This is a genomic window from Methylomonas rhizoryzae, assembly GCF_008632455.1.
Lineage (GTDB): Bacteria > Pseudomonadota > Gammaproteobacteria > Methylococcales > Methylomonadaceae > Methylomonas > Methylomonas rhizoryzae.
In genome coordinates this window covers 2611586-2633209 of record NZ_CP043929.1, presented here as the reverse complement: position 1 = coordinate 2633209, position 21624 = coordinate 2611586, and the positions used below count along the sequence as shown (strand labels likewise).

At 53.1% G+C, this 21624-nt stretch carries 22 protein-coding genes and 1 tRNA gene; 13 read left to right on the top strand and 10 right to left on the bottom strand.

What is annotated here, in order from left to right; all coding sequences use genetic code 11:
• Nucleotides 1-384 precede the first annotated feature (384 nt).
• Nucleotides 385-573, top strand: coding sequence for a hypothetical protein (locus F1E05_RS11755; protein ID WP_150048668.1), 189 nt, complete (start codon nt 385-387; stop codon nt 571-573).
• Nucleotides 574-716: 143 nt separating this feature from the next.
• Here the strand turns inward: F1E05_RS11755 and F1E05_RS11750 are convergent.
• Nucleotides 717-792: transfer RNA gene (locus F1E05_RS11750), tRNA-Phe, on the bottom strand.
• 381 nt (nt 793-1173) lie between these two features.
• On the opposite strand from F1E05_RS11750, the gene F1E05_RS11745 reads away from it, so the two are divergent.
• Nucleotides 1174-1440 (top strand): hypothetical protein, encoded by a 267-nt coding sequence (locus F1E05_RS11745; protein WP_150048666.1) that lies wholly within the window; start codon nt 1174-1176, stop codon nt 1438-1440.
• 72 nt (nt 1441-1512) lie between these two features.
• Here the strand turns inward: F1E05_RS11745 and F1E05_RS11740 are convergent, their stop codons facing one another.
• The 3 genes from F1E05_RS11740 to F1E05_RS11730 all read right to left on the bottom strand — a co-directional run bounded on the left by F1E05_RS11740 (nt 1513) and on the right by F1E05_RS11730 (nt 4147).
• Nucleotides 1513-1869, bottom strand: a complete 357-nt coding sequence (locus tag F1E05_RS11740; RefSeq protein ID WP_150048664.1) for a hypothetical protein — start codon at nt 1867-1869, stop codon at nt 1513-1515.
• Between the two features lie 104 nt (nt 1870-1973).
• Nucleotides 1974-3455 (bottom strand): ATP-binding protein, encoded by a 1482-nt coding sequence (locus F1E05_RS11735; protein ID WP_150048662.1) that lies wholly within the window; start codon nt 3453-3455, stop codon nt 1974-1976.
• A 2-nt stretch (nt 3456-3457) separates the two neighbouring features.
• A complete protein-coding gene (locus tag F1E05_RS11730) occupies nt 3458-4147 on the bottom strand; it encodes a response regulator transcription factor (protein WP_150048660.1) in 690 nt (229 codons plus the stop codon).
• A 189-nt stretch (nt 4148-4336) separates the two neighbouring features.
• Here F1E05_RS11730 and F1E05_RS11725 point away from each other — a divergent pair, with 189 nt between their 5' ends.
• Nucleotides 4337-4801: a Spy/CpxP family protein refolding chaperone gene (locus F1E05_RS11725; protein ID WP_150048658.1), complete on the top strand. Its 465-nt coding sequence runs from the start codon at nt 4337-4339 to the stop codon at nt 4799-4801.
• A 52-nt stretch (nt 4802-4853) separates the two neighbouring features.
• Here F1E05_RS11725 and F1E05_RS11720 read toward each other — a convergent pair whose 3' ends face one another.
• A complete protein-coding gene (locus F1E05_RS11720; protein WP_150048656.1) occupies nt 4854-5060 on the bottom strand; it encodes a hypothetical protein in 207 nt (68 codons plus the stop codon).
• A 330-nt stretch (nt 5061-5390) separates the two neighbouring features.
• Here F1E05_RS11720 and F1E05_RS11715 point away from each other — a divergent pair, with 330 nt between their 5' ends.
• Both F1E05_RS11715 and F1E05_RS11710 read left to right on the top strand, forming a co-directional pair.
• Nucleotides 5391-7187, top strand: a complete 1797-nt coding sequence (locus tag F1E05_RS11715) for an ABC transporter ATP-binding protein (protein ID WP_150048654.1) — start codon at nt 5391-5393, stop codon at nt 7185-7187.
• Nucleotides 7187-8044, top strand: a complete 858-nt coding sequence (locus F1E05_RS11710; RefSeq protein WP_150048652.1) for a PHP domain-containing protein — start codon at nt 7187-7189, stop codon at nt 8042-8044. The genes F1E05_RS11715 and F1E05_RS11710 overlap by 1 nt, the downstream gene beginning before the upstream one ends.
• A gap of 76 nt (nt 8045-8120) precedes the next feature.
• On the opposite strand, the gene F1E05_RS11705 is transcribed toward F1E05_RS11710, so the two are convergent.
• Nucleotides 8121-8906, bottom strand: a complete 786-nt coding sequence (locus F1E05_RS11705) for an MlaA family lipoprotein (RefSeq protein WP_150048650.1) — start codon at nt 8904-8906, stop codon at nt 8121-8123.
• Nucleotides 8907-8997: 91 nt separating this feature from the next.
• Between F1E05_RS11705 and rnt the strand changes: the two genes are divergently transcribed.
• Nucleotides 8998-9624: a ribonuclease T gene (gene rnt / locus F1E05_RS11700; protein ID WP_150048648.1), complete on the top strand. Its 627-nt coding sequence runs from the start codon at nt 8998-9000 to the stop codon at nt 9622-9624.
• A 37-nt stretch (nt 9625-9661) separates the two neighbouring features.
• Here the strand turns inward: rnt and grxD are convergent, their stop codons facing one another.
• Entirely contained in the window at nt 9662-9973 is a 312-nt protein-coding gene (grxD, locus tag F1E05_RS11695; protein ID WP_150048647.1) for a Grx4 family monothiol glutaredoxin, read from the bottom strand.
• Nucleotides 9974-10296: 323 nt separating this feature from the next.
• Between grxD and F1E05_RS11690 the strand changes: the two genes are divergently transcribed.
• Complete coding sequence (locus tag F1E05_RS11690) at nt 10297-12402, top strand: putative bifunctional diguanylate cyclase/phosphodiesterase (RefSeq protein WP_150048645.1); 2106 nt, start codon at nt 10297-10299, stop codon at nt 12400-12402.
• A gap of 27 nt (nt 12403-12429) precedes the next feature.
• On the opposite strand, the gene holA is transcribed toward F1E05_RS11690, so the two are convergent.
• From holA to leuS, 3 genes are read right to left on the bottom strand one after another with little or no spacing between them, the layout of a single operon-like run.
• Nucleotides 12430-13455 carry a DNA polymerase III subunit delta gene (holA, locus tag F1E05_RS11685; protein WP_150048643.1) on the bottom strand — a complete coding sequence of 342 codons (1026 nt, stop codon included), beginning with the start codon at nt 13453-13455 and terminating at the stop codon, nt 12430-12432.
• A gap of 4 nt (nt 13456-13459) precedes the next feature.
• The gene (locus F1E05_RS11680) at nt 13460-13978 is read right to left on the bottom strand and encodes an LPS-assembly lipoprotein LptE (RefSeq protein WP_150048641.1); all 519 of its coding nucleotides are present in this window, start codon (nt 13976-13978) and stop codon (nt 13460-13462) included.
• A gap of 4 nt (nt 13979-13982) precedes the next feature.
• The gene (leuS, locus tag F1E05_RS11675; RefSeq protein ID WP_150048639.1) at nt 13983-16571 is read right to left on the bottom strand and encodes a leucine--tRNA ligase; all 2589 of its coding nucleotides are present in this window, start codon (nt 16569-16571) and stop codon (nt 13983-13985) included.
• A 90-nt stretch (nt 16572-16661) separates the two neighbouring features.
• Here leuS and F1E05_RS11670 point away from each other — a divergent pair, with 90 nt between their 5' ends.
• From F1E05_RS11670 to F1E05_RS11645, 6 genes are all read left to right on the top strand, one after another.
• On the top strand, nt 16662-17150 hold the full coding sequence (locus F1E05_RS11670; RefSeq protein WP_150048637.1) for a zinc ribbon-containing protein: 489 nt from the start codon (nt 16662-16664) through the stop codon (nt 17148-17150).
• A 64-nt stretch (nt 17151-17214) separates the two neighbouring features.
• Nucleotides 17215-17988: a ParA family protein gene (locus F1E05_RS11665; protein ID WP_150048635.1), complete on the top strand. Its 774-nt coding sequence runs from the start codon at nt 17215-17217 to the stop codon at nt 17986-17988.
• An 875-nt stretch (nt 17989-18863) separates the two neighbouring features.
• A complete protein-coding gene (locus tag F1E05_RS11660; RefSeq protein WP_150048633.1) occupies nt 18864-19406 on the top strand; it encodes an MOSC domain-containing protein in 543 nt (180 codons plus the stop codon).
• A 265-nt stretch (nt 19407-19671) separates the two neighbouring features.
• Nucleotides 19672-20640 (top strand): helix-turn-helix transcriptional regulator, encoded by a 969-nt coding sequence (locus tag F1E05_RS11655; RefSeq protein ID WP_150048631.1) that lies wholly within the window; start codon nt 19672-19674, stop codon nt 20638-20640.
• 84 nt (nt 20641-20724) lie between these two features.
• The gene (locus F1E05_RS11650; protein ID WP_150048629.1) at nt 20725-20979 is read left to right on the top strand and encodes a type II toxin-antitoxin system RelE/ParE family toxin; all 255 of its coding nucleotides are present in this window, start codon (nt 20725-20727) and stop codon (nt 20977-20979) included.
• A gap of 31 nt (nt 20980-21010) precedes the next feature.
• Nucleotides 21011-21316, top strand: a complete 306-nt coding sequence (locus F1E05_RS11645) for a HigA family addiction module antitoxin (RefSeq protein ID WP_150048627.1) — start codon at nt 21011-21013, stop codon at nt 21314-21316.
• The last annotated feature ends 308 nt before the right edge of the window (nt 21317-21624 follow it).

Sequence of the window (21624 nt, the reverse complement as noted above, 5' to 3'; positions counted from 1 at the left end):
TTAGCAAAAGCGTGTTTCGGATTGATCTTGCGAAATCCTGCCAAGTCTGTCCCAATCGGGCACGAACATCCTTGATGTAGGGTGAGAAAATCGATGTTATCAGGGCGCAAGCATAGGTAAGCGGGCATCTATTTTCGATTTTAAAAAAATCAATATGCGATGTGTCCGTCGTGTTAGGCTGTAACCATGATGAAGCTGTTGCATAGGCGCAAATTGACGGAAGCGGTATGTTTGTCGAGGTATTGGCGGACGGTGGAAAAGTGTGGCGCTTGGTTACCGGCTATTCGACAAGCAGAGAGCGGTCGACTTGGGCTAGCATCCGGCTTATAGCGTGGCTAAGCCCGCTAGCGGTGAGCGGGTTGTCTTAAATGACCGCGAAGCGCGGTGATGCCGTGCAATGACAGCATAAAGAACCGCCGTTGGGTTGCCGGACCGGATAATCAAATCAATGCGCTGGAGAAAAAACGGCTGGTGCTGAACGATCAACTGGTCGCAGCAAAGCAACCGCTACCCGGCTTCGACGAGATGTATCGAATCGCCCTGCACCTATTAGTTAACCCCTTGAAAATATAGCATTCCGGGCGATTTGAAGACCAGCGCGCCGTGCTCAAACTGGTGTTTTCGTAGCCGTTGAATTACACGCGAAACGGCGGATATAGAAAACCGAAATTATCATTACCGTTCAGTGTGTTAGGGGATTTTTGCGTGCGGAAAAATGGTGCCCAGGGGCGGAATCGAACCACCGACACGAGGATTTTCAGTCCTCTGCTCTACCGACTGAGCTACCTGGGCGCTGTGACAGCCGCGCATTAAACAGGAGTTTCATGCTTCAGTCAAGAAAAACCTCGCTTATTTTCCTGAAACTCATTATGAGAACTACTGCGGTGTTGTAAAAAATAGTTTTCTAAGCGCACGAGTGTGCTTTCAGCGTCAGCGCTTTTCATTGGCCGGATGATTGTCATCATGCGTCGCGTCTGTTGCACTCACGCGAAGGCGGTGGTGGGGTTCCGGGAGGCGCGAGGGCGGTATGAAACGGCTAGTCGGGGCGGGTGACTTGGCGATGCGCTCTGAAATTGGTACTTTGTGGCCTTGGCCGTACATATATTGAATGTAGGCGTTGTCGTATTTTGTTGGCTAGCGTAAGCCGAGCTGCGACCGTATCCGCTGCCGACGATGCTGCCGGTAACCATCCTGTCCGCGCCTATCGCCGCGCCGTCACCACTGCCTATTGCCGTTCCGTCCAGCGCGCCTAGGGGCGGAGTCGGCGACCGCGCTACCGAGTTGGCTGTTTGCGGCGGCTTGCGTAGGGCTTATGCCGGTCTAGTCGGCGGCATATCGGCGGCACATTTCGTCATCGTAGCGAAATGGGTCGAACCGCATGCTATTGCGGGTAGGGCCGTAATACTTGGGCCGCTAAGTATGGTGCGCGCAAGCGAATAGCGCTGAGCATGGGCTCAAGCAGAGAAAGGGTAAACGCGAGTTCATCGGATTTCTGTTATAAGCACAGTGCGGTTATTGGGGCGGAGTCGGTTCGACCGCTTGCCAGCCACCCGGGCAAGTCTGCACAACGGGGTAATATCCCTGTGGATCGAAGCAGTAATACCAGTAACCTTGCGGATAGGTGTGACCGGCGGCTGCGGCGGCGGGTTCGCGCTCGATGTAAACCGGCGGATCTTGCAAGACCGTGATGACCGGTGGGGCGTAGTCGTAATAGGGTGGGTAGAGGTAATAGGGCCGGGGCCAAAACGGTACGCCAACATAAAAGCCAAAGCCGGAATGGGCGTGAGCGTGGCGCCCGCCCGGCCAGGAGACGTTGCTAAAGCCTAATAAGCTCAGGCAGCTTAGGGTAAAAATCAATGGTCTAAACATCGTTGTCTCCTGTTGTCCTGAGGTGCTATAGAGTGCTTGGCATGTTTGCAACGGCGGCGAATGGGAGAGCTATATGAATGGCGCGGTTTGCGCCGACTTCAAAATTAGATTACGCCGGAAGCCATCGTAGCGGTAAAGGGTAATTCGATAGCGACTTGCAAGCCGCCTGTCGGCCGGTTGCGGGCACTGACGTTTCCGCCTAGTGCCGATACGGAACGTTGGGCAATGGTTAAGCCCAAGCCCACGCTATCCGGTCTGACGCGTTTCCCGCTCCGGAAGAATGGCATGAAAATGGCTTGCAAATCCGCTTCCGCTACTCCTGGACCTTGATCGTTTACCGTTATCTTTAAGCACTGTAGGGAAGGTTGATAATCTACGATCATTTCCACTTCGCCGTCTGCGCGGCAATGTTGTACCGCATTGCGCAAGACGTTTTCCACGGCTCGCAACAACAGTTCGGCGCGGATCGAGCCGTATAATTCGTCGGCAACACTGCGGTATGTCAAGCTAATCCCCTTGGATTCGGCTTCGAAACGGGCGTCTTCGGCTATGTCTTTCAGCAAGCAGCCGACATCGGCATCGACGCATGCATCGTCGCAGACCCCGGCTTCCAATCTGGACAGCATCAATAATTCGCCTACCAGTTCGTTAATTCGCTGGGATTCGCGTTCGATACGCTCCAAGCTGGCGGCAATTTTGTCCGGTTGCTGTTGAGCCAGACCAATCGCTACCTGCATGCGGGCCAACGGCGAACGCAATTCGTGAGATACGTCGTGCAACAAGCGTTGTTGCGCGTCTACCAAGTTTTCGATTTGTTCGGCCATATGGTCGAAAGCCAAGCCTAAGTCGACCAGTTCGTCTCTGCGTTTGCCCAATGAGCGGCCGACCCGGGTTTGCAGCTTGCCTTCCGCCACCGCTGCGAACGCTTGTCGTAAGCCGCGGATCGGCGTAGCGAAATACCAGGCCAACGCCATGCTGAACAATAGACTGGCGATAAGCCCGGTGGTAATAGGTAACCAAGGTGACGGTGGCTCGTGCGGTCTTGGGTGCGTCACCCCGGGCGGTTTGCCACCGAATTCTATCGGGCCGAATTCGCCGTGACCGGCATGCGGCGGCGGCCCGGGAGGAATGCCGCGTTGGACATCCTGCTCGTGCGGTGGATGAAAACCGTGTTCAGGTAACGCGGCGAACAGCAAGTAGCTATGGCCGTTCGCGGCCTGGATCAGTTGAATGGCCTTGGGAAAAGCGGCTCGCAAGTACAAGGCGCGGGCATGTTGTAGCGTTTCTGCGCTGACTTCTCTTCTAAGTAATTCGCGGTCTGTGTCGTCGACTGCATACACCGGAGGATTGTGCGGTTCGCCGAGTTCGGACAAATATTGGCTTAACGCATCGATGCCGCCGTGCCGCAATACATTGGCGGCAGCGGATACCCAGGCGTCGGCGTGCCGGTCTATATGCATCTCCGTCAGTTGCCGGGCATTCAGTTGTTCCCTATGTCGCCACCATACGGCGCTACCGACGCCGATGCCGGCCAGCAACACGGCTAGCCAAAACGAAAAGAAAAACTTCCAAAACAATCGCCCCATGCCTAGTCTCGGACCAGCTGATAGCCTTGGCCGCGAACCGTTTGAATGTAGGACCTGCCGTCGGCCTGGCTGCCGAGTTTGTGGCGTATGCTGCTCATATGCACGTCTATGCTACGGTCGAAGCGGGCCAGCGGCCGGCCTAGGCCTTTTTCGGACAGTTCCTGTTTGCTGACGATATGGCCGACGTTCAATGCCAAGGTTTGCAGCAAATTGAATTCGGTGCTGGTCAGTTCCAAGTCGTGCTCGAACCAGCGCGCTTTGCGTTTATCGCTCCAGATTTGCAGGGGGCCTGCTGTCAACGGGCCTTTGCTTTCGGTTTCTAAGGCTTCGGTGCGGCGTAGTATCGCTTTGATCCTCGCCACCAATTCGCGCGGCGAGCAAGGTTTGGGTACGTAATCGTCGGCGCCGGATTCCAAGCCGATAATTCTGTCGACGTCGTCGCCTTTGGCGGTAAACATCAGGATGGGCAAGCCGCTTTGTTGACGTATTCTGGTCAGAATTTCGGTGCCTTTGATGTCGGGCAGCATGATGTCCAGCACGCACAGGGCGAAGCGTCCGGAAAGCGCCATTTCCAAGCCGTTGCCGCCGTCATGGCATGCCGTCACTTGAAAGCCTTCTTGCGCCAAATACTCCTGAAAGAGTGCAGTCAGTTCGATGTCGTCGTCTATGATTAAGATTTGCGTGTTCGTCACGTGAGTCCCCTGGTTGTGTAAACGTTGTCATGATAATCGCCGGTAACCGAGAGACCAATCGCTTACTCCGGGATTTACCTAAATTTACACCGTAATAACAGCGTTTTACCGTGTAAAGACGATACTGTCCGCCGACGGTGAGCGCTACTAGCTGTCACTGAGTATTCGTAAAATTTCCAGGAGTGACCGATGAGAAAATTGATGTTGGCTGTATTGTTATGTTCGTCCGCCGTCTTTGCGATGCCACCCATGCCGGGAGAGCCGCCTTGTCCTCACGGCGCTATGAGTATGGAGGGTAAGGGCGGCATGGGAAAATCCGGTGCCGTCGGACCCGGCGAACACCTGCCGCCGTATTTAACAGGGATTGCGTTAAGCGACGAACAAAAAAACCAGCTGGCCGAGTTGCTGAAAAGCCGCCGGCAACCCATGCAAGATCTTGGCAAGCAAGAACACCAAGCCAAAGAAGCGTTGCTCGCCTTGAGTTTTTCCAACGATTACAGCAGCGATAAGGCTGCGCCCATGATTGCAAAGCTCGCGCAACTGCACTCGAACATGCTCGGCGAGATCAGTGCAACCGACAATGCCGTATTTAAATTATTGACCGCCGAACAATTGGCGGTTTTGAAGGGGCATCGGCAAGCTAACAAACCCTGAGCTAAGCCGGCGGCGGCGGAAAAGGCCGCCGTCGCAGGTGATGCCGTCAGCATTAGCCTTTTTTTTGTGCTTCCTGCTTTTCCAAAGTGAACTCTACGATACGTTGACGCAACGCCTCGTCTTTCAACATTAATTCGACCATTACGTCTATCGTGACGCGCAATTTCAGCGCATTCAAGCGGGTAAAAGTTTTCAATTCGTCGTACGTTGCTTGGTTTAAAGCAACTTTCTTTTTGTCGTCTCTATTATCGTTAGCCATGCGGTGTTCCTATTGCAATCGTAAACTTGGACAGCGGGAAAAATAAGCCGGCAATCTACCAGTTTTTTCGCGCCGATGTCACCGCGTTGTAAGAAACAATGCATGAGTCAAGCCTACGCAAATGTCGGTAAATTGCTTACGCAAAGCGAAACAGGATGAGTATGGCTTAGGATAGTCCGGACGTGAATGATGATGGGAATATTCAAATCGGCCAAGGGTTTTAGCCGAGTGGCTAAGGGATTATAATCCCAAGCGCAGACTACCCATTTTACCAGACGGCAAAATCACCATTGTCCATGGATTGCTTCAACTTTTACCGCGCCAAGACATTTGAAGACTAAGCTACCGTCCATCTCCTACGAATATTCTTGGCGCTATATATTCGCAATCGCCCTAAGACATAAAAAAAAGCTGATCACCGGCCACTTGATAGCGGTACTGGCCACTGCGGCCGCCGTGCCGGTACCTTTGATCATGCCTTTGTTGGTCGACGAAGTTTTACTCAACAAACCCGGTTTGATTTTAAACAGCGTCGATCCTTACCTGCCGGCCGATTGGCGTCAACCGACAGTCTATATCGCCGGCGTGTTGATCGTCAGTTTATTGTTGCGCTTGTTCGCTTTGGTGTTGAATATCGTGCAGACCCGGCAATTTTCGATGATAGCCAAGGACGTCATTTTTCGCATCCGGCAAAGCTTGATCCGGCACTTGCAGAGCATATCGATGTCCGAATACGAGAGCTTGGGCAGCGGTACCGTGACGGCCTATATGGTCACCGATCTGGACACTTTGGACAATTTCATCGGCAACACCATCAGTAAATTGTTGATTGCCATTCTCACGGTGTTGGGTACCGCGGTTATCTTGCTGTGGATGCACTGGCAATTAGGATTGTTCATCATCTTTTTGAACCCGGTAGTCATTTATTTGGCCAAAGCGGTCGGTTCCAGAATCAAAGATCTAAAAGCCAACGAAAACCGAGCCTACGGCGTGTTTCAACAGGCTTTAAGCGAAACCCTGGAAGCGATACACCAAATTCGCGCCAGCAATCGCGAGCAACATTACGGCTTGCAATTGATGGAAAGTGCGAGAGCCGTTAAAGAACATTCCATAGCGTTCGCCTGGAAGAGCGACGCGGCGGCCAGATTAAGTTTTTTAACGTTTTTATTCGGATTCGATATTTTTCGCGCCACGGCGATGCTGATGGTGTTGTATTCCGATTTGAGCATAGGGCAGATGCTGGCGGTATTCGGTTATTTGTGGTTTATGATGGCTCCGGTGCAAGAGATTTTGGGGATTCAGCAGGCATTCTACGCCGCTAAAGCAGCCCTGATTCGGGTTAATCAACTGACCCGCTTAAATCGCGAGCCGCACTATCCGCATGTGTTTAATCCGTTTCTTAACAAGAAAACGGTCGGCGTTACCGTTAAGGATTTGTATTTCAGTTACCGGGACGAACCGGTGCTGAACGGTATCAATTTGGCGATAGCAGCGGGTAGTAAAATTGCATTGGTCGGCGCCAGCGGCGGCGGTAAATCCACGTTGGCTCAAACCTTGATCGGTTTATATCCGCCGGCTAGCGGGATGATTTATTTCGATGGCGTGCCGATGTCCGGTATCGGCCTGGATGTGGTTAGAGAGCATGTCGCTACCGTTTTGCAACATCCGGCTTTGTTGAACGCCTCGATTCGGGATAATCTGACTTTGGGGCGGAATGTCGACGATGCCGAGCTCTGGCATGCGTTGGAGTTGGCGCAGATGGGCACGACGGTGATGGAGATGAAGCGTGGTTTGGATACGGTGGTAGGCAGGCAGGGCGTGCGCTTGTCGGGTGGGCAAAGACAGCGGTTGGCGATTGCACGCATGATCGTCAGCAAGCCGTCCGTAGTCATTTTGGACGAAGCGACTTCCGCGTTGGACAGCGAAACCGAATTCAAGCTGCACGCCGCGCTGGCCGGTTTTTTGGAAGGCCGCACCACCATTATTATCGCCCACCGCTTGAGTGCGGTGAAGCAAGCGGATCATGTTTACGTGTTCGAAGAAGGGCGTATTTGCGAACAGGGCAGGCATGAGGCTTTGATTCAACAAAACGGTTTATACGCCAAACTGTACGGCGAGTATCAGTAATGTCCCCGGTTTTCGATTTGCATTGTCACTCTACCGCGTCGGACGGCGCTTTGTCGCCGGCTGAATTGCTGATGCGTGCCAAAGACAAGGGGGTATCGGTGTTGGCGCTGACCGATCACGATACTACGTTCGGGTTGGAAGCAGCGGCGGCGTCCGCTGAACAGTTAGGCATTTGCCTGTTAAATGGCATCGAAGTTTCCGCTCTGTATGCCAATCAGTGTTTACACGTGATTGGTTTGGACATCGACCCCAAGCATCCGGTGTTGGCGGCAGGCTTAGCTCGGCAAAGCGAGCTTCGTGGGCAACGCGCGCGAAAAATGGCCGAGAAGCTGGCCAAAAAGGGCATCGCCGACGCGTATCCGGCGGTACGCGCGCTGGCAAGTACCGGGGAAATTACCCGCTCGCACTTTGCGAATTTTTTGGTGCAGGCCGGAAAGGCCAAAGATCAGCAGGATGCGTTCGACAAGTACTTAAGCAAGGGTAAGCCCGGTTACGTGCCTACCCAATGGGCCGAGTTGGACGAAGTTGTGGCGTGGATTAACGCGGCAGGCGGCGTCGCGGTGTTAGCCCACCCCTTGCGTTATAACTTGAGCCATAAGTGGATCGATCGGGTACTGGCGGCGTTCAAGCAAGTGGGCGGTGTCGGCGTAGAGGTGGTCACGGGCAGGTCGTCGCCGGACGATATTCGGCTTAGCGCCCAATTGGCCTTGAAACACGGCTTGTATGCGTCCCTAGGCTCGGATTTTCACAATCCCGACAACCCCTGGGTGGAATTGGGAAAATTAGCGCCGTTGCCGGCGGGCTTGCAGCCGATTTGGCAGTTGTTCGGCAGTGCGGTGCAATCGCTTTTGCCATAGCGCTAAGCGCGATTGGAGCGTAAAGGATTTTAGAAAGTCGCCGTTACGGCGACTTTCTAAGGGCGTTACAAAGGAATCAATAAGGGTTTGGCGAAACCGGGCCGTAGCCTTCGTCTTTCAATTCCTGAAATTTCAACACGTCGTCTTCCGGTACGTTGCCGTCGTTGACCAAGTAGTTGCGTTGGGTCAGGTAGGCGTTTTTGAAGAAATCGTAACGGTCGATAGCAGCTTCGCTGGCGATTTTTTCGATGCTCAACAAATCCGCGCGAGTGTCCACGGCTTTTAAACCACCCGCCCCGATAGATACGGCGGAACCTATCCAATTCGGGTTGAGATAAAAGCCGGCGTATGTAAAGGGATTCATGGCCGCATCGCCGACTAAACCGAAAATGCCGCGCGGGGAGCTTGGCCCAAAGAAAGGCAAGACCAAATAAGGACCGGTAGGCACCCCCCAAACTCCCAACGTTTGGTCGAAGTCTTCGTTGTGTTTGCCAAGGTCCAGCATGCCGGCAATGTCGACCAAGCCGCCTACACCGGCGGTGGTATTAATCAGGAAGCGGGCCGCATCCAGACCGGATTCGGCAAATTTGCCCTGCATCGCCTGATTGGCGAAGACGCCGATGTCGTCGATATTGCTGAAGAAATTGGTGACGCCCCGGTCGACGAACGACGGGGTAATCCATTGATAGCCATGTGCGACCGGTTTCATCACGTAGTCGTCCAAATGGTCGTTGAACGACTGGACGCTTCTATTCCAATTCTCGTAAGGATCTTTGCTGTCGTGCACGGCCGTTGTCGCACAACCGTTCAGAATCGTCGAAAGGCTAAGCACAATCAATGATCCTATTCTTTTGAATGGCATAAATGTAACCTCGTAACCTGTTTATTGTTTAAAGCGGCGAAAACTTAACGTAACATACCATATTACCTTCTTTTCTAGCCAATGTAGCAATATGGATAACTGCTTCACTCCACTGGGCGACCGTTTTCGCGGTTATTTACCCGTGGTAGTCGATATCGAGACTGCCGGTTTCAATGCCAAAAAAAATCCGCTGTTGGAAATGGCGGCCGTAATCGTCGAACAAGATCAAAACGGCTGGTTGCGCATTACCGAAAAGCATCATTGCAACATCGTTCCGTTCAAGAATTCCGAGCTGGACGAGGCGGCGCTCAAGTTTACCGGCATCGATCCGTATCATCCTTTTCGGATGGCTATTGAAGAAAAAGATGCTTTGCAAACATTGTTTTTGCCGATACGCGCCGCGGTAAAACGCAACGATTGTAAAAGAGCGATCTTGGTCGGACATAATCCGGCATTCGACATCAATTTTCTTAACGCTGCGATCGATAGGACCCAGTGCAAAAAAAGTCCGTTTCATCCCTTTAGCAGCTTCGATACCGCCACCTTAGGGGGGTTGGTGTTCGGGCAGACCGTATTGGCGAAAATTGCCGAAGCGGCCGGTTTGGAATGGGACAACCAGCGTGCGCACTCGGCGCTTTACGATGCCGAGCAAACTGCACAATTGTTTTGCATCATCTATAACCGGTGGAAAAAGTTGTCGGCCTTAGCAGCGGCTTGATGTGTGCGGCCCGCTCTCGCGAGCCGCCATTTGTTGCTTACTCCGGTTTTACCAGCATTTTTTCCAGCTCGCCGCGGTTGTATAGATCCATGACGATATCGCAACCGCCTACCAGTTCGCCGTTGATGTAAAGCTGCGGATAGGTCGGCCAATTGGAATAGCTTTTCAGTGCTTCGCGAACTTCGGGTTCCTCGAAAATGTTGATGGCCCGGTAATCGGCATTGCAGGCTTGCAACACCTGTACTACGCGGCCGGAAAAACCGCATTGCGGGAAATCCGGAGTGCCTTTCATATACAGCACCACCGGATAACTGGTGAGTTGTTCTTGTATTCTTTCGACTACGCTCATGACTTTCATCCGAATAAATTGAAAACCCAGCAATCCTATCAAGAATTGTCGGCTTTTGAAACGTCAAGCGGTTAAGACTGAATTACGTTTTCGGTATCGAATTGAGCTTGCAAGCGATCGGCGGATCAAACCGAGCCGACCGCATGGCAGCCCTAGGGTTGTCGTTTACTTGCGGTGATTGCATTTGCCTTTCTAAAATTTAGGCTGCGCCGACTCAATGTCTCGGTTTTGATTTCACAAAAAGTGCGGTAAGCTGCGCCTAGCGCCATAGCTGCGCCGATCGATTTGCTCGGCTTGTGACATGCAGTAACTCAGTGAGAGTCATGAACTTTTTACCCTTTGCTTACGACGAGTTTTCCGGTTTTTTGCCGCACGGCCATTGTTATTTGTGGCAAAGCGATTTGTTGTGGTTGCATGTCGTATCCGATGCGTTAATCGTCTGTTCCTATTATTCGATTCCGTTCGCGCTGTTTTATTTATTGATCAAGCGTAAAGACATACAGTTCGGCTGGATTTACGCGGGTTTCGGTTTGTTTATCTTTCTTTGCGGTACCACGCATTTGCTTAGCATATGGAATATATGGGTGCCGGATTATTGGCTTTCCGGCATAGTCAAGGCCGCGACGGCCGTCAGTTCCGTAGCAACCGCGCTGCTTATTTGGCCGTTGATTCCCCAAGCATTGGCGATACCCAGCCAAGCCGAATTGATGGCGGCGAATCGGGCTTTGGCCGACGAAGTTCAAAGTCATAGAATCACTCTGCACGAGTTGCGCAAGTTGTCGTCGGCGATTGAGTACAGCTCCGGAATGGTCGTGATAACAGACATAGACAGCCGTATCCAATATTGTAATCCGGCGTTTTTTTCTATCACAGGTTACCGGCGAGACGAAGTAATCGGGCAAAAAGTCAATCTGATTAAGTCGGATCTGACTTCGGCTGAAACCTACGAACAGCTATGGGCGACTTTACACTCCGGAAACGCTTGGCATGGCGAGTTTTTAAACCGCAAAAAAAACGGCGATTTGTTCTGGTGTCTGGAGTCGATAGCGCCGGTGTTGGATGAGCACGATAAGGTGACCAATTTCGTGTCGGTTATACACGATATCAGCGACCGTAAAGATTCGGAACAGCTTATCTGCCACATGGCTTATTTCGATCCGCTTACCGACTTGCCTAACCGGAGCTTATTCAGCGAGCGTCTGGATCAGGCGATTGCCTATGCCAAACGTAATCGGGGCTTGTTTTCGGTCATGTATTTAGACTTGGATAAATTTAAGCACGTCAACGACACCTTGGGGCATACGATAGGCGACAAGCTGTTGATCGAAGTCGGCCGGCGCATCAACGCGTGTTTGCGCGAGCAGGAGACCGTGGCCAGATTGGGCGGCGACGAATTCGCGATTATCAGTTTGCAATTGCACACGCCGGCAGACGCCGGAGACATTGCTCAGCGCATCATAGATGTCGTCAAACAAGCTTTGGTCATCGACAGCCATAGTGTATTCGTCAGCGCCAGTATCGGCATTAGCGTATACCCGGACGACGCTACCGATGCCCCTCAATTGATCAAACATGCGGACGACGCGCTTTACACCGCCAAACGCCACGGACGCAACAAATTCGAGTTTTACAATGCGGCGGCTAATGCCAAAGCGATGCGGCGCATGATGATAGAGAGTCATTTGCGCAAAGCGATGGACAGAGACGAATTTTCCTTGCATTATCAGCCGGAAATAGACTTAAAGACCGGCCGGATATGCGGGGCCGAAGCCTTGTTGCGTTGGAATTCGCAATTGGGGGCCATAGGCCCGGACGAATTTATCCTGATTGCCGAGCATAGCGGCATCATCGCGGAGCTGGGCGTTTGGGTGTTAAAAAAGGCCTGCCGGGATTTTTCCCGTCCGGAATTTAGCGGATTAAATCAATTAAAGATCGCCATTAATTTATCCGCCAGACAATTCAAGCATGCCGGTTTGTTTGCCGATGTGAAGCGGGTGTTGGAGGAAACCGGTTTTCCGAGTAACCGCTTGCAGTTGGAGCTGACCGAGACCGCTTTAATGGACGACGTCGAGAGTGCGATAGAACAAATGCAGATGCTGAAAGGCTTGGGGATCGAATTGGCTATAGATGACTTCGGTACCGGTTTTTCGTCTCTCAGTTATTTACGGCGCTTTCCGGTCGATACCTTAAAAATCGACAAATCCTTCGTTGGAGATTTGGTCGATGCGGACGACGCCTGTATCGTGCGTTCGATCATCGGCTTGGCGCACGGCTTGAAACTTAAGGTTATCGCGGAAGGGGTGGAAACGGCCGCTCAAGTACAATTGCTGGAAGAATACGGCTGCGACCAAGCCCAAGGCTACTGGTATGCGGCGCCGGCCAAGATAGAAGATTTTTGCCGATTGTTTCAATCGAAGACGCAGGTTTGAGAGTGGCTGCTTGATTGATGCGCTTGGTTAATGGTGCTGCAGCCCCAGATCGGGTCTACAGATGCCGACGCACAGTTGAAATAAGGCTTCCCAGCTATCTCCGGGCAGCTGGCCTTTAATGGTGCGGTCGATTTGGGCACAGGACGAAACGAGCCGTTGCAAATCTTCAGACCGCAGGCGTTTCATGGTTTCCAGCGTAGCCGGTTTGCGTTTGTCCCTAATCTGATATTTTCGGCAAACGCTGTCTACCGAGGCACCGGCTTCCAGTTCGCTTTTAGCGTTGCAAAGGATGCGCAGTTCTCTACTCAACGCCCACAGTACGATCGGTGCGGCGACGCCTTCGGCCTTCAAGCCGCCGAGTACTTTAGTCGCACGGTTTAGCCGTCCGGCCAGTAGATAGTCGGTCAATCTGAATACGTCGAAGCGAGCGCTGTCGGCAACGCCGTATTCGATTTTCGCAGGGTCTATCGAGTGCGTGCCGTACAGAATAAACAGTTTCTCGATTTCTTGGGCTGCGGCCAGTAAATTGCCCTCCACCCTAACAGCCAGATTTTTAAGGGCGTCGTGGCTAAGCGTCAAGCCTCTTTTTTCGCTACGTCGTTGCAGCCAATTTAACAACTCGCCGCCTTGCAAGGGCCATACCTGCACGATAACCCCGAGTTTGTCTATGGCTTGAAACCACTGCGCTTTCACTGCGTTTCCGTCCAATTTGCCGGAAGTTATCAGCAATATCGTATCCGGCGGCGGATTTTGGCAATAGGCGATCAGGGTTTTGCTGCCGTCTTGGCCCGGTTTGCCGGACGGCAAGCGCAGATCGATTAGCTTTCTATCGGAAAAAATCGACAGACTGTCGGCTGCAAAACTCAGCAACGGCCACTCATTGCCTTGTTCTATGCCGATGACTTCGCGGACGTCGTAGCCGGCTTGTTTGGCGGCTAATCTGACGGCGTCGGCAGCTTCGCCTGATTGCAGCGGCTCATCGCCGCTGATCAAATAGACCGGACTCGGTCCGCGCTGCAATTGCGCGTCCAACTGCTCGGGTTTTAAACGCATGGGCTTAGCGTTTAATGCTGTCGACCGCCGCTTGGGCGCGCAACATCAACATTCGGGCCGCTTGCCGGTAAATTTCTTTTTTGATGACCAGTTCCTCGTTGTCTTTAGCTAACAATGCGGTTTGATCGTTGAAGTAGTCGCGGCTGATTTCCAGGGTTTGCTCGTCCAACAGCGGCGCTTCCTGATTGTCGTAAAACTGAAAGCGCAAATAGTAATTCAGCTCCACCTCGCTGGATTTACCGGTGGAGCCGACCGATAACACCCGCCGGCGCAGGTCTTCTTTCAGTACTTTTACCACGACGCCCGCTTCGTTGGGCGAGGCGACGATTTTGCCGTCCGAAACCCGCAGCATGTTTTTGATTTCGTCTTTTAAAGCCGCGGAAGAGCCGAACAGAAATAATTGTTTCAGTTCGCTGGGTAGGGCCAGCGAACCGCGCAAATGAAATCCGCAGCCGCCTAGCCACAAGGCGGCTAAAACCAGCACGATGCCGCTGAGCTGTTGTGTTGCTTTGGTTGAACGCATGAACTTAAACAACGATGTTCACCAGTTTTTGCGGGACGACGATCAGTTTCTTGATGGGCTTGCCTTCGATGTAGCGCAGCACGTTGTCGTCCGCCAGTGCTAAAGCTTCGATCTCTTGCTTGGATGCGGAAATTGTTACCGACAGTTTGCCGCGCAACTTACCGTTAACTTGCACCACCATCTCTATGCTGTCTTGTACCAGTGCGGAAGGGTCCAGCGTAGGCCAGGCGCGCACAACGATGTCGTCGGCATGGCCGAGTTCGCGCCATAACGCTTGCGAGATATGAGGAACAATCGGCGACAGCATCAATACTACGGCTTCCAAGGCTTCTTGACGTACCGCTTGGCCGTTTGCGCTGTCGTCTTCGAACTTATTCAATGCGTTGACCAATTCCATATTCGCGGCGATGGCGGTATTGAAGGTGTGTCGGCGCGCCATGTCGTCGCTGACCTTTTGTAAAGTCTGGTGCAGTTGACGGCGTAAGGCTTTTTGTACGTCGCTGAAAGTGTTTTTGTCTGCCGCGCTTTGAGGCAAACCGGAAGCGACGTGCAGGTAAACCAAGCGCCACAAACGTTTTAAAAAGCGGGAGGCGCCTTCCACGCCGGCATCGTTCCATTCCAAGGATTGATCCGGTGGGGAGGTGAACATGGTGTAAAGCCGTACCGTATCGGCGCCGTACTTGTCGATCAACAATTGCGGGTCGACCCCGTTGTTTTTGGACTTGGACATTTTTTCGATGGCCCCTACCGTGACGGGCGAGCCGTCGTCCAGTAGTTTGGCCGCGACGATTTTGCCTTTGGCGTCGCGTTCGACTTCGATTTGGGTCAGGTTGAAATAGCGTTTATGGCCGTGTTCGTCCAGTTGATAGAAGGTTTCCGCGACTACCATTCCCTGAGTCAGCAAGTTTTTGAACGGCTCGTCGCAGCCAATCAGGCCTTGGTCGCGCAGCAACTTGGTGTAAAACCGCGCATACAGCAAATGCAAAATCGCGTGTTCGATGCCGCCGATGTAATGATCGACCGGTAACCAATAGTCGGCGCGTTGGTCCAGCATCGCCGTATGACAATCGCGGCTGGCGTAGCGGGCGAAATACCAGGATGACTCCATAAAGGTGTCGAAGGTATCGGTATCGCGCCGCGCGGGTTTGCCGCATTGGGGGCAAGCTACGTGTGGGAATTCGGGATGCGCGGCCAACGGCGACTGCGAACCGTCGAGCACGACGTCGCGCGGCAGCGTGACCGGCAGTTGCTCGTCCGGTACCGGCAGCATGCCGCAATCGCCGCAGTAGATGACGGGCACCGGTGCGCCCCAATAACGCTGGCGGGATACACCCCAATCGCGCAGGCGGAAGTTGGTTTTAGGTTCGCCTTTGCCCAAGGCGATGAGTTTGTCGGCAATCGCCTTGAAGGCGCCGCTAAAATCCAAGCCGTCGAATTCCCCGGAATTCTTCAGTACGCCTTTATCGGTAAAGGCTTTTTCGTGGGTGCTGTCGTCGGAACCGTCGGCAGCGGCTATGACCGGCTTAATGCTGATGCCGTATTTTCGGGCGAATTCGTAATCGCGTTGATCGTGGGCCGGTACCGACATCACCGCGCCGGTGCCGTAGCTCATCAATACGAAGTTGGCGATCCAGACCGGCACCTGCTCGCCGGTCAAGGGATGAGCAGCCGTGTAGCCGGAAGCGATGCCGCGTTTTTCCATGGTTTCCATCGCGGCTTCCGAGGTTTCCATTTGTTTGCACGATTCTATGAAGGCGGCAATCTGCGGATTGACGGCAGCGGCGTGCAGCGCGACCGGGTGTTCTGCGGCTACCGCTACGTAAGTAACCCCCATCACGGTATCCGGGCGGGTGGTGTAAATGCGGATGGGCTCGGCGAAACCTTCGACCGCGAAATCCATTTCCACGCCTTCGGAACGGCCTATCCAATTGGCTTGCATGGTGCGAACCTGTTCCGGCCAGCCGGGCAGTTTTTGCAAGTCGTCCAATAATTCTTGAGCATAAGCGGTGATTTTCAAAAACCACTGCGAAATTTCCTTCTTTTCGACCGGGGTGTCGCAACGCCAGCAGCAGCCGTCTATGACTTGCTCATTGGCCAGTACGGTTTGATCGTGCGGGCACCAATTGACCGGAGCGGTTTTTTTGTAAACCAGGCCTTTTTCTAACAGGCGCAGAAAGAACCACTGTTCCCAGCGGTAGTATTCCGGGTCGCAGGTAGCCAGCTCGCGGGTCCAGTCGTAGCCGAAACCCAAGCGTTTCAGCTGGTCGCGCATGTAGTCGATGTTGGAATAGGTCCAGTCTGCCGGGTGTACTTTATTCTGCATTGCGGCGTTTTCCGCCGGTAGCCCGAAGGCGTCCCAACCCATGGGTTGCAGCACGTGCTTGCCCTGCATGCGTTGGAAGCGGCTGATGACGTCGCCTATGGTGTAATTGCGCACGTGCCCCATATGCAGCTTGCCGCTGGGGTAGGGGAACATCGACAGGCAATAGTATTTTTCTTTGCCGGTATCTTCCGTCGCGGTAAAAACCCCCGATTTTTCCCATTCGGCTTGTATTTTTTGTTCGATTGCCGACGGTGTGTAGTGCTCTTCCATCCTAGTCGTCTTTTGCTGTAAAAAGGCGCTAGAATACCTTACGGACGCTTAAATCTGAAGCGTTCGGTCAATAAAACACCGGGAGACACCATGGGCGAAAATAAACTGACAAAAGCCTACGATCAGTTGATGGAACACCTTTACGAAGCATTGGACGATACCTTGCATTCCGTTGCCGACGCGCTGGAAAAAGCCAAAGAAAAAACCAGCGCAATAGGTGGGCATACTCAGGAAGAAATCAATAGAATCGCCGATTTTCTGATGCGCGATATTCAGCATGCTGCCACTGCGCCGGCTCCGAACAAAGAGCAGGACTCACTGTCCGAATGGCTGAAATTCGATATCGATTTGCTGGAGAATTTTGCGTTGGACGCATTTATGAGTTTGGCGGATAAAACCAAGCTCAAGCTGGCAGCCTTGGAAATGGAAGCCCGGCAATATCACCCCTACAAAAGCGGAGAAGTGGCGGGGCCGGGTACTTTTACCTGCGACGCATGCGGCAAGGAAATCGCTTTTAAATCCACCAGCATGATTCCTAAATGCCCGGCTTGTGGCGGCGACGCATTTACACGTTGTTGATATGGCAAGTATTAACCTTATAATGCGGCCTTTAATTATTATAACTTGAACATCGAGGGCGATTATGCGCAGGGTGATTTTTAATCAGAAAGGCGGGGTCGGCAAATCCACTATTACCTGTAATTTGGCTGCCATCAGCGCCATCGAAGGTAAAAAAACCCTGGTTATCGATTTGGATGTGCAGGGTAATTCCACGCAGTATCTGCTAGGTGCCAAGGTCACTGATTCGGAAAAAACCATTGCGCATTTTTTCAAGGACAGTCTCGGTTTGGGCTTGTTCGGCGGCAGCAAGGAAACTCTGGACGGCACTATCCATGAAACCCCGTTTCCCAATTTGTACGTATTACCTTCACATCCCGATTTGGAAGGCTTGCAAAGCCGTTTGGAATCCAGACATAAGATCTACAAACTAAGAGAAGCCTTGGAGCGTTTGGAAGGCTTCGACAGCGTTTATATCGATACGCCGCCCATCCTGAATTTTTACAGTTTGTCCGCATTAATCGCAGCGGAAAAATGCCTGATTCCCTTCGATTGCGATACCTTCGCCCGAGAGGCCTTATACACTTTGATGCGCTCGATAGCCGAAGTCAAAGCCGATCATAATCCCGGCCTGCACGTCGAAGGCGTAGTGGTCAATCAATACCAAAAGCAGGCCAATCTTCCGCGCCAATTGGTCGAAGACTTGGTGGCCGAAGGTTTGCCGGTATTGGATACTAAAATTTCGACGTCGGTAAAAGTCAGAGAGTCGCACAGCGATGCCAAGCCTTTGATTCATTTCGCACCGTCGCATAAATTGACCGACGAATATCGCGCCTTGCACGTTGAATTGCACCGTTGAGATGCCTGCCGGACGAATCCTTAATTGCCCGGTCGGATGTTGAAAGCGCTTTATAACCGAAGCCGACGGCTGTGTTCAGAATCGGCTGTCATCTTTTTGTTTTGCTCGTTGTCCCAGAGCTAGTCTTTCGTTCTTTGATGCCGGTGCGAGCTTTTTTCCTAATGATTGGCCTGTATGCATCCAAAAGGGTCGACGGCACGTAGTTCTCTATGATCGTTCTGCAACGCAGATACGAGGAGATCAAGACCTGAATCATTTGGAGAACAGATATGAAAGCTCAATTCGGACTAATTTCCGGCATGCTGGTAGTGCTATTACTGGGATATCAAACTAGCGCGCAGTCACGCAGTGCCCAGCCCAGATTCGAACCCGGCGAGATCCAGACCGCCTTCGTGTGCGATTCGACAACCCATACTTGTCGGTGCGATGCGGGTGGAACCGATGACTGTTTTAAATTAGGGGAGTCGCGGTTGTGCAAGGAAGGAACGTTGAAGAAAGACGAGGAAAACGCCCACACGTTAGTATGTGAGTTCAAGTATTAGCCGTTCCTATCGCGCACGGGGACTCAGCCGCCGTGCGCCATCGCCATCCCATTTGGCTGCCCGACCGGCAGCAGACTCGCGATGTCCGGGCCGCAGCTTGACCATGTCCGGCGGAGAGTTGTTAAACAGTGGTTTGAAACGCTTTTGCTTCAAACACGTCTACTTCGTCCTTCAAACCGCTGATGTCGTACCGAACGGCGCAGGGTTGGAACGGAATAGGGCGTAGTAGATTTCTTTTAGCAAAGCGTAATCGGGCGCATGTGTAAAACCGACAAAGCGCACGTTCCTGGAATCCGAACAAAACCGTAGCGCCACCGTTCAGCCTAATTCCACATGAACTTACGCGAGCTCAGTCAACAATTTTCCGCGGACGGCCGAGTCGAGGCCGTCATTTTGCGGCCTAGCCGCGCGGCGCCGGCAATCATGGTTGAACAAGCCGTCGCCGAACCCGGCCGCGGCTTGCTCGGCGACCGCCGTTCGGCCAATCTGCGCAGCGGCAAGCCAGCGACCAAGCGCGAGCTCAGCTTGTTTCAAGCCGAACATCTGCCCATCCTGGCCGCCTGGTGCGGCCTGGAGCATCTGCATCCCACCCGCTTGCGCCGCAATCTGCTGGTATCCGGGCTGAATTTGCTGGCGATGCGTTCGCCGTTTCCGGATACCGAGTTGGAATGGTCGATCGGCGACGAAGTGCGGATACACGTCACAGGTCCCTGTGATCCTTGCTCCAAACTGGCGGCGGAATTGGGATTCGGAAGCTATAACGCGCTACGCGGCCACGGCGGCATGACTGCGCGTATTTCGGCCGGTGGTTTGATACGCGTCGGCGACCCAATCCGCCTGCACGCCATTTTGGACAAGGCGGCAGCAGTCGGCTGATACCGGCAATTGCCGATTGCCCCGATCCTGCCCATTCTCTGCGAATCAAGCATAACCAAGCCGACTTTGTTGGTTGATTTTGTCCGTCTATACCTGAAACTGCAGTTACAGGTAAAGTTGCTTGCCATGGCCCGGCTCGCAACAAACCGACATAACACGTTAGAATTCTCCGCGTTCGATTACGGACGAACGTCGCAGGCGCTAGACTAGACGTTCGGCGACTAACCAAACCATCGCCCTTGACGCCTCCAGCAAGGACAGCCGCATGCAACACCTCGACAAAATCGTCAAACTCCACAACCTATTCAAACACCGCCGCACACCAATTCCCGGTCCGGAAATAGACCGCGAACTGGCTTGCTCCAAAGCCACCCGCCAACGTCTGGTAGACGAACTGCGCGACCGTTTGAATGCGCCGCTGCTCTGCGAACGCGGCACCGGCTATTACTATGATCGCGACGACCCGCGCCACCCGTTCGAACTGCCCGGCATCTGGCTCAGCGCTGCGGAATTGCAAGCCCTGGTCGCCTGCCAGCATCTGCTGGGCAATCTGGCGCCGGGCTCGCTTCGCAACGAAATCGGCCAACTCCGCGACCACCTGGAGAAACTGCTGGACCGCTCGCCGGGCGTCAAAACCCCGCAACTGGGCCGCATCAAAATCCTCAGCCAGGCTTACCGCAACCGCAACGACGACTTATTTCTGACCTTGGTCCAAGCCCTGTTTGAACAACAACGGCTGTTGATTGATTACCACGCCCGCAGCGACAACCAGACCAGCGAACGGCCGGTATCGCCGCAAAACCTGATCTTGTACAAAGATAACTGGTACTTGGACGCCTATTGCCACCAACGTCAGGAGCCGCGCACCTTCGCGCTGGACCGGATCAGATCGGCAACCGCCAGCGGCGAACCGGCGCAACTGCTGGACCCGGCCACCCTGCAACAACACTTCGGCTCGTCCTACGGCATCTTCGCCGGCACGCCTGAACACACCGCCGTTCTCAACTTCTCCGCCAAGGCCGGGCGCTGGGTATCCGACGAAACCTGGCACAGCCAACAACAATGCCAGTGGCTAACCGACGGCCGCTATCAACTGCGCATCCCCTTCAACCGCCACGAAGAACTGCTGATGGACGTTTTGAAATACGGCGCCGAGGTGGAAGTGGTGGCGCCGGGATTTTTGCGGGAATTGGTGCGCGAGCAGGCGGAGCGGATGCTGACGTTGTACCGGTGAAATGGCAAAGCACGGTGCGTGTTCAAGAGCGCTGCTTAGAAAATTCCGATTTTCAGATTCCGAATAACAGAATAATCTGCGGCTATGATTCATTCGTTTGCTTGCTCCGATACCCAAGCGCTTTTCAATAGCGAGTTGGTACTGCAATTTAAAAACATTGAGCGCGTCGCTCGGCGCAAGCTTTTGCAGCTGCATGCCGCTACCGACTTGGCCAGCTTACGCATTCCACCCGGAAACCGGCTCGAATCTTTAAAAGGCGATCGCAGTAGGCAGTACAGCATCCGTATCAACGAACAATGGCGGATTCGCTTTGCATGGCGAGAAGATGGTGCCTACTAGGTCGAAATTGTGGACTATCACTAGGTGAAACATGATTGAACTACTTGATGAAATACACCCCGGCGAAATCTTGCTGGAGGATTTTATGAAGCCGATGGGCATCTCCGCCCGTCAGCTCGCCGCGGATATTGACGTTCCCCCCAGTCGAATCAGCGAATTGGTCAATGGCAAACGCCCGATCACTGCCGATACCGCCCTCAGGCTGGGCTTGTTTTTCGGCATGGAACCACGGTTCTGGCTAAACCTGCAAAGCGAACACGACATGCGCATCGTCATCCGCACCCAACGCGAAACCATAGTACCGAGAATTCGGCCGTTTCAGCAGCCGGCTGTTTAAATTTACTTTGTCACATTAGCCTTACTTACCCTGGAAAGTTTTGCACGCCGTTTTGCACCGATTCTGGAAAATCCAAAAAAGTGTTCAGCTTGAAACCAGAATCGGTGTTCAGATTGCGCCAGGATGAATGTTCAACTTGGGCCAGAATATGCAACTGCTGCTGCCAATATCAAGACCGGCGCATTGGGGGGGCTGAATATCAATACTTTGGTGACGCGCATAGCCATGGGCAAATTCCTCAAGAGACTAAAAATAACCCTTCCAGCAATGGGACGTCATCATGCTCATTCTCTCAGCGGGATACCTTC